The 13,869-nt window shown below is 69.6% G+C and carries 13 protein-coding genes; 7 read left to right on the top strand and 6 right to left on the bottom strand.

Going from position 1 to position 13,869, the window contains the following annotated elements; genetic code table 11:
• The first annotated feature begins 40 nt into the window (after window positions 1–40).
• On the top strand, window positions 41–1,210 hold the full coding sequence (locus EJ105_RS20015) for a CobW family GTP-binding protein (RefSeq protein ID WP_250167729.1): 1,170 nt from the start codon (window positions 41–43) through the stop codon (window positions 1,208–1,210).
• Window positions 1,207–1,764, top strand: coding sequence for a DUF924 family protein (locus tag EJ105_RS20020; RefSeq protein ID WP_250167730.1), 558 nt, complete (start codon window positions 1,207–1,209; stop codon window positions 1,762–1,764). Before EJ105_RS20015 ends, EJ105_RS20020 begins: the two co-directional genes overlap by 4 nt.
• Here EJ105_RS20020 and EJ105_RS20025 read toward each other — a convergent pair.
• Window positions 1,754–2,977 carry a TIGR03862 family flavoprotein gene (locus EJ105_RS20025; RefSeq protein WP_250167731.1) on the bottom strand — a complete coding sequence of 408 codons (1,224 nt, stop codon included), beginning with the start codon at window positions 2,975–2,977 and terminating at the stop codon, window positions 1,754–1,756. The genes EJ105_RS20020 and EJ105_RS20025 overlap by 11 nt on opposite strands.
• Before the next feature lie 180 nt (window positions 2,978–3,157).
• Between EJ105_RS20025 and EJ105_RS20030 the strand changes: the two genes are divergently transcribed.
• Window positions 3,158–5,023: a DNA polymerase III subunit gamma/tau gene (locus EJ105_RS20030; protein WP_250167732.1), complete on the top strand. Its 1,866-nt coding sequence runs from the start codon at window positions 3,158–3,160 to the stop codon at window positions 5,021–5,023.
• A gap of 17 nt (window positions 5,024–5,040) precedes the next feature.
• Complete coding sequence (locus EJ105_RS20035; RefSeq protein WP_024281323.1) at window positions 5,041–5,361, top strand: YbaB/EbfC family nucleoid-associated protein; 321 nt, start codon at window positions 5,041–5,043, stop codon at window positions 5,359–5,361.
• Window positions 5,362–5,363: 2 nt separating this feature from the next.
• Here the strand turns inward: EJ105_RS20035 and EJ105_RS20040 are convergent, their stop codons facing one another.
• The 5 genes from EJ105_RS20040 to EJ105_RS20060 all read right to left on the bottom strand — a co-directional run bounded on the left by EJ105_RS20040 (window position 5,364) and on the right by EJ105_RS20060 (window position 10,093).
• Complete coding sequence (locus EJ105_RS20040) at window positions 5,364–6,131, bottom strand: RES family NAD+ phosphorylase (RefSeq protein ID WP_250167733.1); 768 nt, start codon at window positions 6,129–6,131, stop codon at window positions 5,364–5,366.
• Window positions 6,091–6,471 (bottom strand): antitoxin Xre/MbcA/ParS toxin-binding domain-containing protein, encoded by a 381-nt coding sequence (locus EJ105_RS20045; RefSeq protein ID WP_250167734.1) that lies wholly within the window; start codon window positions 6,469–6,471, stop codon window positions 6,091–6,093. The genes EJ105_RS20040 and EJ105_RS20045 overlap by 41 nt, the downstream gene beginning before the upstream one ends.
• A 144-nt stretch (window positions 6,472–6,615) precedes the next feature.
• Window positions 6,616–8,796: a polyribonucleotide nucleotidyltransferase gene (gene pnp, locus EJ105_RS20050; RefSeq protein WP_029556424.1), complete on the bottom strand. Its 2,181-nt coding sequence runs from the start codon at window positions 8,794–8,796 to the stop codon at window positions 6,616–6,618.
• 232 nt (window positions 8,797–9,028) lie between these two features.
• Window positions 9,029–9,298, bottom strand: a complete 270-nt coding sequence (rpsO, locus tag EJ105_RS20055; protein ID WP_024281319.1) for a 30S ribosomal protein S15 — start codon at window positions 9,296–9,298, stop codon at window positions 9,029–9,031.
• Window positions 9,299–9,655: 357 nt separating this feature from the next.
• Window positions 9,656–10,093 (bottom strand): GlcG/HbpS family heme-binding protein, encoded by a 438-nt coding sequence (locus EJ105_RS20060; RefSeq protein WP_250167735.1) that lies wholly within the window; start codon window positions 10,091–10,093, stop codon window positions 9,656–9,658.
• A 183-nt stretch (window positions 10,094–10,276) separates the two neighbouring features.
• On the opposite strand from EJ105_RS20060, the gene EJ105_RS20065 reads away from it, so the two are divergent.
• From EJ105_RS20065 to nusA, 3 genes are all read left to right on the top strand, one after another.
• The gene (locus EJ105_RS20065; protein ID WP_029556426.1) at window positions 10,277–10,789 is read left to right on the top strand and encodes a universal stress protein; all 513 of its coding nucleotides are present in this window, start codon (window positions 10,277–10,279) and stop codon (window positions 10,787–10,789) included.
• 627 nt (window positions 10,790–11,416) lie between these two features.
• Window positions 11,417–12,277 carry a ribosome maturation factor RimP gene (rimP, locus tag EJ105_RS20070; RefSeq protein WP_250167736.1) on the top strand — a complete coding sequence of 287 codons (861 nt, stop codon included), beginning with the start codon at window positions 11,417–11,419 and terminating at the stop codon, window positions 12,275–12,277.
• The gene (gene nusA / locus EJ105_RS20075; protein ID WP_029556427.1) at window positions 12,277–13,869 is read left to right on the top strand and encodes a transcription termination factor NusA; all 1,593 of its coding nucleotides are present in this window, start codon (window positions 12,277–12,279) and stop codon (window positions 13,867–13,869) included. The genes rimP and nusA overlap by 1 nt, the downstream gene beginning before the upstream one ends.

Below are 13,869 nucleotides of genomic sequence, written 5' to 3' on the forward strand. Positions count from 1 at the left end.
GGCAGGGAGGCAATCGATCCCTCCTTCCGGGAGACACCCCATGCCGGGCTCCTCCGACGCCTTCCCTTCAGAAGGCGCATCCGCCACCGAAGCCACCGTGCCGCGCCGCGGGCCGCCTGATCCCATCGCCGTCACCGTGCTCACCGGCTTCCTCGGCGCCGGCAAGACGACGCTGCTCAACGCGCTTCTCGCCGACCCGGCGCTGGCCGACACCGCCGTCCTCATCAACGAGTTCGGCGAGGTGGGGCTGGACCATCTGTTCGTCCGGCCGGTGGAGGAGGGCATCGTGATGCTCTCGTCCGGCTGCCTGTGCTGCACCGTGCGGGGCGATCTGGTCGCCGCGCTGGAGGACCTGCTGCGCGGTCGCGACAACGATCGCCTGCCGCCTTTCTCCCGCGTCGTCATCGAGACCACCGGCCTCGCCGATCCGGCCCCGGTGATCCACACGCTGATGACCCACCCCTATCTCGGCCTGCGCTACCGGCTCGACGGCATCGTCTGCGTGGTGGATGCGGTCAACGGCGACGCCACCCTCGATGCCCATGACGAGGCGGTGAAGCAGGCGGCGGTCGCCGACCGCATCGTCCTCACCAAGTCCGACCTGGTGACGGACACCGAGGCCCTCCACGCGCTGAAGACGCGGCTGCATCGCCTCGCCCCGGCGGCGAAGATCGTCGATGCGGCGGCGGGGGAGGCGACGGCGGATGCCCTGCTCGGCGCCGGCCTGTTCGATGCGAAGACGCGGATCCCGGACGTCGCCCGCTGGCTCGCCGCCGAGGACGTGGCCGCCGCGCAGGCCGAGATCGATCCCGCCGGCCTCGATCCCAACCGCCACGACAGCCGCATCCGCGCCTTCACCCTCGCCACCGATGCCGCGATCCCGGCGGCGACTCTCGATCTCTTTCTGGAGTTGCTGCGCGGCACCCATGGCGCCAAGCTGCTGCGCATGAAGGGCATCGTGAAGCTCGCCGAGGAACCGGAGACGCCGGTGGTGCTTCATGCCGTGCAGCATGTGATGCATCCGCCCGCCCGCCTTCCTGGCTGGCCCGACGACGACCACAGGAGCCGCCTCGTGATGATCGTGCGCGACCTCGACCCCAAGGTGATCGCCCGCCTGTTCAACGCCTTTCTCGGCATCCCCCAGGTGGACATGCCGGACCGCGCCGCGCTCACCGACAATCCGCTGGCGCCTCCGGGGATGGCCCGATGAGCGCGCCCGTCCCCACCCCCGAGGCGGTGCTCTCCTTCTGGCAGGCCGCCGGCCGTGAGAAGTGGTTCGGCGGCGGTCCGGCCTTCGACGCGGAAGTTCGCGAAGCCCTGCTGCCGGCCCATGAGGCGGCGGCGGAAAGCGCCCTCGATGGCTGGCAGGGCACCGCGCCCGGCGCGCTGGCCCGCATCATCCTGCTGGATCAGGTGCCGCGAAATGTCTTCCGGGGCACGCCGCAGGCCTTCGCCACCGATGCCATGGCGCTGGCCGCGGCGGAGAAGGCGCTGGATCGCGGCTTCGACAAGGACCCGTCCATTCCGGACGCGCTGCGCAGCTTCTTCTATCTGCCCTTCATGCATGCCGAGGACCGGGCGGCGCAGGCGCGATGCGTGGCGCTCTATCGGGCGCTGGGGCAGGAGGATGGGCTGCGCTTCGCGCTCATCCACCAGGAGTGCATCGACCGCTTCGGCCGCTTCCCCCACCGCAACGCCATCCTCGGCCGCGAGACCACGCCGGAAGAGGCGGACTATCTCGCGAACGGCGGCTTCAGCGGCTGAGGCGCGCCTTAGCGCCGGCACCCGCGGCCCGGCCGGTGGCAATGACCGCCTGCAGCAAATAGCCGCCGGTGGGGGCCTCCCAATCCAGCATCTCGCCGGCGACGAACACCGGCGGCAGATGCGCGGGCAGTCCGAGCAGCGAAAAATCCGGGCCGATGCACTCCCAGGCGATGCCGCCGGCGGACGAGATGGCCCGCTCCAGCCCCGCATGGCCGGTGATGGTGAGCGGCAGCGCCTTGACGAGGCGGGCCAGCGCCGCCGGATCGGGCCGCGCCGGGCCGGTCGCCTCGCGGATGAGCCCCACCGCCACGGGCGCCAGCCCTGCCGCCTTGCGCAGGAAGGTGGAGAGGGAGGCGCTGCCCGGCCCGCCGCCGAGTCGCTTCGCCAGCGCGGCGCCATCGAGGTCGGGCCGCAGGTCCACATGCAGCGTCACCGGGCCGTCCGCCAGCGCCCGCCGGAGCGGCGCACAGAGGGCATAGATGGCGCCGCCTTCGAGGCCGGCCGCGCTCACCATGGCCTCGCCCTTCACCGTCACGCCGTTGAAGGTAAGCGCGATGCGCTTCAGCGGCGTGCCCGCGAACTTCTGCCGGAAAACCTCGGACCACGGGACGAGGACGCCCATATTGGCCGGCACGAAGTCGTTCATCCTCACGCCGAGGGCGCGCAGCACTGGCACGAAGCCGCCATCCGATCCCAGCCGCGGCCAGGAGGCGCCGCCGAGGGCGAGGATGACCGCATCCGCCTTCACCGCGGCCGGACCATCCGGCGCGGCGAACAGGAGCGCGCCGCTGGTGTCGAAGCCACGCCACTCATGCCGGGGATGGAAGGTGATGCCGTTGGCCGCCAGCCGGCCCAGCCAGGCGCGCAGCAGCGGCGAGGCCTTGAAGTTTTTCGGGAAAACGCGCCCGCTGGAGCCGACGAACGTCTCCTCCCCCAGCCCCGCCGCCCAGTCGCGCAGCGCCTGCGGCGGGAAAGCCGCGAGCGCGGGGGCGAGGCGCTCCGCCGCCATGCCATAGCGGGCGCGGAAGGCGTCTGCCGGCTCGGAATGGGTGAGGTTCAGACCCCCGCGCCCCGCCATCAGGAATTTCCGCGCGGCGGAGGGCATGCGGTCATAGAGCGCCACCCGCACTCCTGCGGCCGACAGCACCTCGGCGGCCGCGAGCCCGGCGGGACCGGCGCCGATGATGGCGATGAACGGGGCAGGCTGGGTCACGATCAGGTCCGGCGTTTGGGGGCGACCGGGTGTAAGCACGACCGCGCGCCGGACGCCAGCTTTCTCGGCCCGTCCAAGGGCAAAGCCGTGGACGGTGGGGATTTGCCGCCCCGCCCATCGACGTGCGGGCGCGCGATGCTATGTATGGGGAGGGCCAGCGCCGGCCCTGAAGGCGGCCAGATGAGCGACGAGCAGCACACCGACGACCAGCAGGACGGACCGGGCTTCGACCTCGGCCTGCCCGAAGCTGCGCCGCCGTCGGCGCCGGCCGCCGCTCCAACACCCGCCGCAGCCTCGCCTGGCGCCTATCGCGTGCTGGCGCGCAAGTACCGCCCGCAGAATTTCGCGGACCTGATTGGCCAGGAGGCCATGGTCCGCACCCTGCGCAACGCCTTCTCCTCGGGGCGGATCGCGCAGGCCTATATCCTCACCGGCGTGCGCGGTGTGGGCAAGACCACCACCGCCCGCATCCTCGCCCGCGCCCTCAATTACGAACCGGCGGACGGCGCCGCCGGCGGCCCGAGCCTCGATCTCGCGGTGATGGGCAAGCACTGCCGCGACATCATCGAATCCCGCCATGTGGACGTGATGGAGATGGACGCCGCGTCCAACACCTCCATCAACGACATCCGTGAGATCATCGAGAGCGCGCGCTACCGCCCGGTGATGGCGCGCTACAAGGTCTACATCATCGACGAAGTGCACATGCTCTCCACGGCGGCCTTCAACGGGCTGCTGAAGACGCTGGAAGAGCCGCCGGAGCATGTGAAGTTCATCTTCGCCACCACCGAGATCCGCAAGGTGCCCGTCACCGTGCTGTCCCGCTGCCAGCGCTTCGATCTGCGCCGGGTCGAGGCGGGCACGCTGGCCGCGCATCTCTCCGGCATCTGCGCCCGCGAGGGCGTCACCATCGAGCCGGAGGCGCTCTCCATCGTCGCCCGCGCGGCTGAGGGCTCGGTGCGCGACAGCCTTTCCCTGCTGGATCAGGCCATCGCCCACGGCGGCGGCACGGTGAGCGCGGATGAGGTCCGCCGCCTCCTCGGCCTCGCCGACAAGGGCCGCGTCATCGACCTGTTCGAGGCGCTGATGAAGGGCGAGATCGCCCGGGCGCTGGCGGAATTCCGCGACCAGTACGATTCCGGCGCCGACTCTGCCGTCATCCTCACCGACCTCGCCGATTTCACCCATCTCGTCACCCGCCTGAAGATCGTGCCCGACGCGGCCGACGACGCGGCGCTGGTGGAAGCCGAGCGCGTGCGCGGGTCGGAGATGGCGCAGGGCCTCTCCATGCGGGTGCTGGCCCGTGCCTGGCAGATGCTCTCGAAGGGCATCGGCGAGGTGCAGCAGGCCCCCAAGCCCGCGCAGGCGGCGGAGATGGTGCTGGTGCGCCTCGCCTATGCCGCGGACCTCCCGACCCCGGACGACGCGCTGCGGCGGCTGAAGGACCAGCCCGCGCCCGCCGCTCCGTCCCTGCCCTCCGGCGGCGGTGGTGGTGGCGGTGGCGGTCCGCGCCTCTCCCTCGCCCCCCGCCCGGTGGAAGCCCATCTGCAGCCGCGCACGGAGATCCGGACCGATGCGCGCGCGGCCATGCCCGCCGAGGGACCGCGGCTCGGCAGCCTTGCCGATGTGGCGGCGCTCGCCGCCGCCCGCCGCGACCTCGCCCTCAAGCACGGCATCGAGACGCAGTTGCGCCCCGTGCATGTGGAGGACGGGCGCATGGAGGTGGCGCTGGTGCCCGGCGCGCCGGGCAGCCTCATTCAGGATCTCTCCCGCAAGCTCAACGAATGGACCGGCCGGCGCTGGATGGTCTCGGTCTCCTCCCAGTCCGGCGGGCCGACGCTGGCGGAGGAGAATGCGGCGGTCAAAGCCGAGCGGGAGGAGGGCATCAAGGCCCATCCTTTGGTGGCCGCCGTGCTCGCCCGCTTCCCCGGCGCCGAGGTGGTGGACGTGCGCACCCGCGAGGAGCCCCCCGCCGACGAGGGCCTCGCGCCCTCCGAAGAGGATTACCTCGCCGGCCCCGGTGCCGACGACGAGATCGAATTCTAGACAGGGATGACAGCACCATGCGCGACCTCATGGGCATGATGAAGCAGGCCAAGGAACTTCAGGACCGCATGCAGCAGATGCAGGCGGAACTGGAGACCGTCGAGGTGGACGGTGCCTCCGGCGGCGGTCTCGTCTCGGTGCGCGTCACGGCCAAGGGCGAATGCAAGGCGGTGCGCATCGACCCTTCGCTGGTGAAGCCGGACGAGGTGGAGATCCTCGAAGACCTCATCGTCGCCGCCCTGGCCGACGCCCGCGGCAAGGCCGAGCGGGTGATGCAGGAAAAGATGCAGTCCCTCACCGGCGGGCTTGCGCTGCCGCCGGGCCTGAAGCTGTTCTGATTTCAGCGCTCCCAGACCATGCCGGCAAGGCGCGGGTCGGCGGAAAACGCCTCCCGCCCGAAGGAGAGCCGATGGCGCGGCGCCTCGCACACGGCTGAGACGCCCGTGCGGCCAATCAGCATGTGCCATGTCCGACGCTCCACCGGAGCCGGCGCGGCGAAGGCCGCGCAGGTCAGCACGGCGAGGTTCGCCCCCGCATCGGGATCGCGCACGGAGCGGTAGCGGATGATCTCCACCGCCGCCGCCCGTGCCGCATCGGCGAGGTGCTGGCAGGGCGCGTAGTCGATGGGGTGGGTCCAGGCCGCGCTCTCTCTACTCAGCGGCGCCTTGGTGAGATCGAGGTGGCGGTCCGTCCGCACCTCGGCGGCGAAGGCGGTGTACTGGCCGGCGCTCTGCGGCCAGGGGGTGCCCGGCGATTCCGCGAAGAACAGCAGGCGGTAGAAGGCCAGCTCCGCCAGCGCCGTCTCAGGTCGCTCCGCCGCGTAGTAGACGCCGGCCGTCCGCCCCGCCCGGCGGAAGCGCGAGCCGTGGGGGTAGGGCGGCTCGTAGCGGAAGGGCGTGAACAGCAGATAGTCGAGATGCCGGCACTCCGGCGGCAGGGGCGGCTTGGTGGCCTCGATGAGGTCTTCCAGAACCTTCTGCTCGTCGGTGTCGTCCACCAGCTTGAGCGTGGACGTGAGGTGCTGCGCCTCCACCAGCCGCCAGCAGCGCCCGGCATAGGGCCGCGCCTCAGACGACAGCGCGTCGGGCGTCCAGATAGGCGATGACATCCATCAATCCCGGAATGGTCCTGATCTTCTCGATGGGGGCGGCGTCCAGCGCGGTGTTGGGGCTGGAGAGCCACGCGCGGGCGATGCGCTCGTCCCCGCCGGCGATGGCGTCCAGCGAGCGGAACAGGCGGACGAACAGGATGGCCAGCTCGAACGGCTTGGTGCCGGTCTCCAGCGCGAATTCGCCCTTCTTCATGCGGGTCAGCGAGGCGGGGCTGAGGCCGATAACGGCGGCGAGCGTCGCGCCCGTGACGCCCAATCGGTCGGCGGCGCGGAGCAGCGCCTTGGTCAGCACGGCGCCCTGGCTGAGAGGGACGTCGGCGAGAGGGGCAGCGCGCATGGGGCCTCCCAGTGCATTCATGTGGAAAGAATAGCACGGAACAATTTCTGTGGGAATATCTTCGCACTTGGGAGTGCTGTGGGCCCCCGAAAAGAAAAGGGCGGCCTCGCGGCCGCCCCTCTCGATTCACGCTGATGCGGAGGATCACTCCGCCGCGCCGGCCTCGCCTTCGGAGGCGGTGCGGCCGGCTTCGCGCTCGGCCTTGGCCTTGGCTTCGAGGTCCTCGCCGGTGGTCTGGTCGACCACCTTCATGGACAGGCGGGTCTTGCCGCGCTCGTCGAAGCCCATGAGCTTCACCTTCACCTTGTCGCCTTCCTTGACGACGTCGGAGGGCTTGGCGACGCGCTCGTTGGCCATCTGCGACACGTGGACGAGGCCGTCCTTGGAGCCGAAGAAGTTCACGAAGGCGCCGAAGTCCACCACCTTCACGACGGTGCCCTCATAGATCTGGCCCACTTCCGGCTCGGAAGCGATGGACTTGATCCAGTTGATGGCGGCCTTGATCGAGTCGCCATTGGCGGACGCGATCTTGATGGTGCCGTCGTCCTCGATGTTGATCTTGGCGCCGGTCTTCTCGACGATCTCGCGGATCACCTTGCCGCCGGAGCCGATCACTTCGCGGATCTTGTCCACGGCGATCTTCATCACCTCAATGCGCGGGGCGTGCTCGCCGAGTTCCGCGCGGGCGGTGGTGAGGGCCTTCGCCATCTCGCCGAGGATGTGGACGCGGCCGTCCTTCGCCTGGGTGAGGGCGACCTTCATGATCTCCTCGGTGATGCCGGCGATCTTGATGTCCATCTGGAGCGAGGTCACGCCCTGCTCCGTGCCGGCCACCTTGAAGTCCATGTCGCCGAGATGATCCTCGTCGCCGAGGATGTCGGAGAGCACCGCGAACTTCTGATCCTCGAGGATCAGGCCCATGGCGATGCCCGCCACCGGACGGCGCAGTGGCACGCCGGCATCCATCAGAGCCAGCGAGGTGCCGCAGACGGTGGCCATGGAGGACGAGCCGTTGGACTCGAGGATCTCCGACACCACGCGCAGGGTGTAGGGGAACTCGTGCTTGGCCGGCAGCATGGGGTGGATGGCGCGCCAGGCGAGCTTGCCGTGGCCGATCTCGCGGCGGCCGGGCGAACCCATGCGGCCGGTCTCGCCCACGGAGAAGGGCGGGAAGTTGTAGTGCAGCAGGAAGTGCTCCTTGTAGGTGCCTTCCAGGCTGTCGATGAACTGCTCGTCCTCGCCGGTGCCGAGGGTGGCGACCACGAGGGCCTGCGTCTCGCCGCGGGTGAACAGGGCAGAGCCGTGGGCGCGCGGCAGGATGCCGACCTCGGAGACGATCGGGCGCACGGTGCGCACGTCGCGGCCGTCGATGCGGATGCCGTCGTCGAGGATGTTCCAGCGCACGATCTTGGCTTCGAGCGCCTTGAACACCTCGGAGACCACCTGCGGGTTCGGCACGGACGTGCCGCCGATGGCGAGCTCCTCGTAATACTTCTTCACCTTGGACTTGGCAGCGCCGACGGCGGCGTAGCGTTCCTGCTTCTGCTTGATCTTGTAGGCGGTGCGCAGATCGTGCTCGGCGATCTCCTTCACCTTGGCCTCGATCTCCGAGACGTCGAGCGGCGCGAAGGTGCGGGGCTCCTTGGCGGCCTTCTCGGCGAGCTTGATGATGGCCTCGATCACCGGCTGGAAGTGGCGGTGGCCGAACATCACGGCGCCGAGCATGATCTCCTCGGGCAGCTCTTTCGCTTCCGATTCCACCATCAGTACCGCGTCGCCCGTGCCGGCGACCACGAGGTCGAGGGAGCTTTCCTTCACCTCGTCCACGGTGGGATTGAGCACATACTCATTGTCGATGAAGCCGACGCGGGCGGCGCCCACCGGACCCATGAAGGGAATGCCGGAGAGGGTCAGAGCGGCGGAGGCGGCGACCAGGGCGACCACGTCCGGATCGTTCTCGAGGTCATGCGCCAGAACGGTGACGACCACCTGGGTGTCGCACTTGTAGCCCTCGGGGAAGAGGGGGCGGATCGGGCGGTCGATGAGGCGGGAGACCAGCGTCTCCTTCTCGGACGGACGACCCTCGCGCTTGAAGTAGCCGCCGGGGATGCGGCCGGCCGCGTAGGTCTTTTCCTGGTAGTTCACGGTCAGCGGGAAGAAGTCCTGGCCCGGCTTCGGCTCCTTGGCCGAAACGACGGTGGCGAGAACCTTGGTGTCGCCGTAGGTGGCCAGCACGGAGCCGTCGGCCTGGCGGGCCATCTTGCCCGTCTCGAGGGTGAGGGTGGTTCCGCCCCAGTCCAGCTCTTCGCGGTGGATGTCGAACATGTCTTGCTCTTTCAGTTCAGGCGCGAACGAAAAAAGCCATGAGCAAGACGGCCGGACGCGCCGCGCGAAGCCAAACCCTCATACGGGGGCTCCGACGGTTGCGTCCGGCGATCCTGCCATGGCTTCTTCCATTCACGGACCCGCAGCAGGCCCCATGCCCGCTGCGTATATGCGCCCCCGTGGCGGGGGCGCGCGGCGCCAGCCTGTCGCCGGCCGGCGCCGGAAACCGGCGTCAGCGGCGGATGCCCAGACGCCCGATGAGGGACTTGTAGCGGCCCTCGTCCTTCTTCTTCAGATAGTCGAGGAGGCTGCGCCGCTGCGAGACGAGCTTGAGCAGCCCGCGACGCGAGTGGTTGTCCTTGTTGTGGGACTTGAAGTGCTCGGTGAGGTTGGTGATGCGCTCGGTGAGGATCGCCACCTGCACCTCGGGCGAACCCGTGTCGCCGTCCTTGGCACCAAAGTCCTTGATGAGCGCCTGCTTGCGCTCTGCCGTGATCGACATCGGTCAATCCTTTCAACAGAGAGTGGGAAGGAGCCGGAAGCCCTGGCGCCACGTTCCTCCAGAAGTCCCTTCAGGAGGTAGCGGCGGGCTCTCGGTCTCCGCTCGGCCGGGCCGGGATGTCGTCCAGCACGGTCGAGGCTGCGCGAAACGCAGGGCCGGTCCAGCGACCGTCCGTTGCCGTTTCCGTATGGCTATCAGCATATTATGCTGCCAACAGAAAACGCGGCGCCCCGAGGGGCACCGTCCGCGCGGCGGACTATAGCCAAATTTCCGCGCCCGGCCAGCGGAATGTTTCGCCGCCTCCGGGCGCCGGGTCGGTCGGCCTCGTCAGTCTGCGCCTTGGTCGGGCGAGGTCGCTCAGTCCGCGCCCTGGTCGGGCACGTGGCCGGCGGCGGTGATGCCGGCGATGGCGCAGGCCTCGTCATTGTCGGAGGTGTCGCCGGAGATGCCGACCACGCCGATCACCTTGCCATCCCCGGAGCGGATCAGCACGCCGCCCGGCACCGGGATCAGCGAGCCGCCGATGGCGGACGTGGCGGCGGCGATGAAGAAGGGCTGGTCCTTCGCCCGCTTGAACAGCGCGCGCGAGCCCATGCCCAGCGCCAGCGCGCCCTTCGCCTTGCCGAGGGCGATGTCCATGCGGTTGAGGCTGGTGCCGTCCTCGGATCCGGCCGCCTTGAGCGCGCCGCGCGCGTCCAGAACGCAGACGGCGAGCGAGTTCATGCCGCCGGCCCGGGCATGGGCGAGCGCGGTCGTGACGATGGTCTGGGCCTGTTCGAGCTTGAGTTCCGACACGCCTTGGTCCTTTCCCCTTCGGACGCCGGGCGGCGTCGCGATTGCCTCTGACGCCTCCCTCTAGCCCATGCGGCGCCCGATGCGAACCGGGTGGGGAGGGGCGGAAAATCCTCTCCCCCGCGCCCCCGCCGCCGTGCCACCATGGGCGGCCCCGCCCCAGAGATCCGATCCGGGAGAGCCGTCATGATCCCCACGCGGACCGTAGCCCCGCGCCAGAGCCGCGAGCCCGGGCATCGTCGCAAGTTTCTGGTGGTGGTGGACGATACCCCGGAATGCGACCGCGCCGTCTATTACGCCGCCCGCCGAGCCGCCGGCACCGAGGGCGGGGTGGTGATGCTGGGCGTTCTGGAGCTTGAGGGTGTCAGCCAGCAATGGCTCGGCGTCGCCGACCTGATGCGGGCCGAGGCCCATGAGGAGATGGAGGCGCGGCTCGCAAAATATGTCGCGCGGGCGCGGCAGGTGGCCGGCGTCGCCCCGGAGACCGTGATCCGCGAGGGCGCTTTGGCGGAGGCCATCGGTTCCGTGATCCAGGAGGACCGCGATATCGCCATTCTGGTGCTTGCCGCCGGGACCGGAAAGGACGGGCCGGGGCCGCTGGTGGCCTCGCTCGCCGCCGGCCATGCGGCGCGGTTTCCCATCCCCGTCACCATCGTGCCGGGGGCGCTGACCGATCAGGAGCTGGACGGACTGGCCTGAGAGCGTAAACCGCCGGGACGGATCGCTCCGTCCCGGCGGTCGCGCGGCCCGGCGAGAAACGCAAGGACTTGATCCTCGCTCGGGACGGCGGTTCGAATGTCTGGTTGATCCGGCAGCTTTGGCGGATCGGGCGCGGCAGGCCTGACGCGGACGGGCCATCGAGATGGGCGATGGCGGGCTCTTCAGCGCCGGGCGTCGCCATCGACGGGTCGAGGCGGAGCGCGGTCGGCGGGCTTGAACACCCCGCGTGCGGCGCAATTGCGGCGGCCCGGTCCGGGGGCGGCGGAGGTGCCATGCGCGAATCGCAGGTCATTGCCGGCAAAGCGGTAACTTGAACGCCGGACTTGCGTGTCCGGCATTTCCGTCTATATTAGCGCCGTCCCCCATGGGGATGCCTCAGCGCCATCGCAGTCGAAGGTGATGAGAGTGGGCCCCGGTCGGGACCCGCTCCTTTTCTGCTTATCCGGTGTCCAACGGCATCGGGGTGCGCCCTTCGGGGTGCCGGGCGGGCCTGATGGCCATATGAATTTCGGGCGCCGGTGCCGAGCCGCCGCGTCCGGCGGAAAATGAACCAGCGGACGACGCCCGGCGGCAAGCCGGCGCGAAGCGATCCGCACCCGGAGTGACATGACCGAGATCAACGCCGTGCTCGACGATCCCAACGAGCCGCGCCTCATCACCGAGACCGGAGTGGCGGCCCGCATCGCCGCCATCGCTTCCGGCGTGCTCGGCGGCCTCGGCTATCGGCTGGTCCGCGTGAAGGTGACGAACCGCGACGGCGGCACCGTGCAGATCATGGCCGAGCGCCCCGACGGCACCATGTCCATCGACGATTGCGAGGCCGCCTCGCGCGCCCTGTCGCCGGTGCTCGATGTGGAAGACCCCATCACCAGCGCCTACCGCCTGGAAATGTCCTCGCCCGGCATCGACCGGCCGCTGGTGCGGCTGTCGGATTTCGTGCGCTGGGCGGGCCATGAGGTGAAGGTGGAGATGAGCGTGCCGGTGGACAGCCGCAAGCGCTTCCGCGGCATCCTCACCGGCGCCGAGGACGGCGATGCGCTGGTGCGTCGCACCGATGCGCGCGCCGACGAGGAAGCCACCGTCCGCCTGCCGCTCCGCGACATCCACGATGCCCGCCTCGTGCTCACCGACGCGCTGATCCGCGAGGCGCTGCGCGCGGCGAAGGCTGCCGGTCAGGAGATCGACGAGGAGGCCGAGGACTTCCTCGACACCGTCGATCCGCTGGAGGCCGACGACACGTTCGAGCCGGGCGACCTGGACGACGACGCGGAAGAGGCTCCGGCCAAGCCGGCCCGCGGCCCCGTCGCCAACAAGGGCGCCACGGGCAAGGTCGCCGGCAAGAAGGCGAAGAAGTCCAAGGTTGCGGGCAAGAAGCCCGATGGAAAGAAGTCCAACGCCAAGAAGAAGGCGGGCCTCGAGACGGCCGCCTCCTCGGCCAACGCCAGCAGCGTGAAGGAGAAGCACTGATGGTCGCCGTCAGCGCAAACCGGCTGGAGCTCCTGCAGATCGCCGATGCGGTCGCGCGGGAGAAGTCCATCGACCGCAGCATCGTCATCGCCGCCATGGAAGATGCCATCGCCAAGGCCGCGCGCTCGCGCTACGGCCAGGAGACGGACATCCACGCCGACATCAACTCCAAGACCGGCGAACTGCGCCTCGCGCGCCACCTGCTCGTGGTGGACGAGGTGGAGAATACCGCCACCGAGATCACGCTGGATGGCGCCCGCCGCCACAATCCCGCGGCTCAGGTGGGCGACACCATTGCCGACACCCTGCCGCCCTTCGATTTCGGCCGCATCGCCGCGCAGAGCGCGAAGCAGGTCATCGTGCAGAAGGTGCGCGAGGCCGAGCGCGACCGGCAGTATGACGAATACAAGGACCGCATCGGCGACGTGCTGAACGGCCTCGTGAAGCGCGTCGAGTACGGCAACGTGGTGGTGGACCTCGGCCGCGGCGAAGGCATCCTGCGCCGCGACGAGCTGCTGCCCCGCGAGACGGTGAAGACCGGCGACCGCATCCGCGCCTACATCTACGACGTGCGCCGCGAGCCGCGCGGCCCGCAGATCTTCCTCTCCCGCACGCATCCCCAGTTCATGGCGAAGCTGTTCGCGCAGGAAGTGCCGGAAATCTACGACGGCATCGTCGAGATCAAGGCCGTGGCCCGCGATCCCGGCTCCCGCGCCAAGATCGCCGTCATCTCCCGCGATCAGTCGGTGGACCCGGTCGGCGCCTGCGTCGGCATGCGCGGCTCGCGCGTGCAGGCCGTGGTGAACGAGCTGCAGGGCGAGAAGATCGACATCATCCCCTGGAACCCGGATATCGCCACCTTCATCGTCAACGCCCTTGCCCCCGCCGAGGTGGTGAAGGTGGTGCTGGACGAGGAGCGCGAGCGCATCGAGGTGGTAGTGCCCGACGCCCAGCTGTCGCTGGCCATCGGCCGTCGCGGCCAGAACGTGCGCCTCGCCACCCAGCTCACCGGCTGGGACATCGACATCATGACCGAGCAGGAGGAGAGCGAGCGGCGGCAGAAGGAATTCGCCGAGCGCACCAAGATGTTCTCCGAGGCCCTCGATCTCGACGAGATGATGGGCCAGCTGCTCACCTCCGAGGGCTTCACCTCGGTGGAGGAGATCGCCTACGTGCCGATCTCCGAGCTCGCCTCCATCGAAGGCTTCGACGAGGACACCGCCGCCGAGCTGCAGTCCCGCGCCCTCAAGCACCTCGCCGAAGTGGAAGAGGCGCTCGACGCCCGCCGCAAGGAGCTGGGTGTCGAGGACGAAGTGAAGACCGTGCCCGGCGTCACCTCCAAGATGCTGGTGGCCTTCGGCGAGAATGACATCAAGACGATCGAGGATCTCGCTGGCTGCGCCACCGACGATCTCGTCGGCTGGAGCGAGCGCAAGGACGGCGAGACCATCCGCCACGCCGGCGCTCTGGACGGTTTCGAGTTCTCCCGCGAGGACGCCGAAGCCCTCATCATGCAGGCCCGCGTCGCCGCGGGCTGGATCGAGGCCGAGCCTGAAGCCGAGGGCGAAGACGCCCCGGCCGAAGACGCCTGA

Source organism: Xanthobacter aminoxidans, assembly GCF_023571765.1.
Classification (GTDB): Bacteria; Pseudomonadota; Alphaproteobacteria; order Rhizobiales; family Xanthobacteraceae; genus Xanthobacter; species Xanthobacter aminoxidans.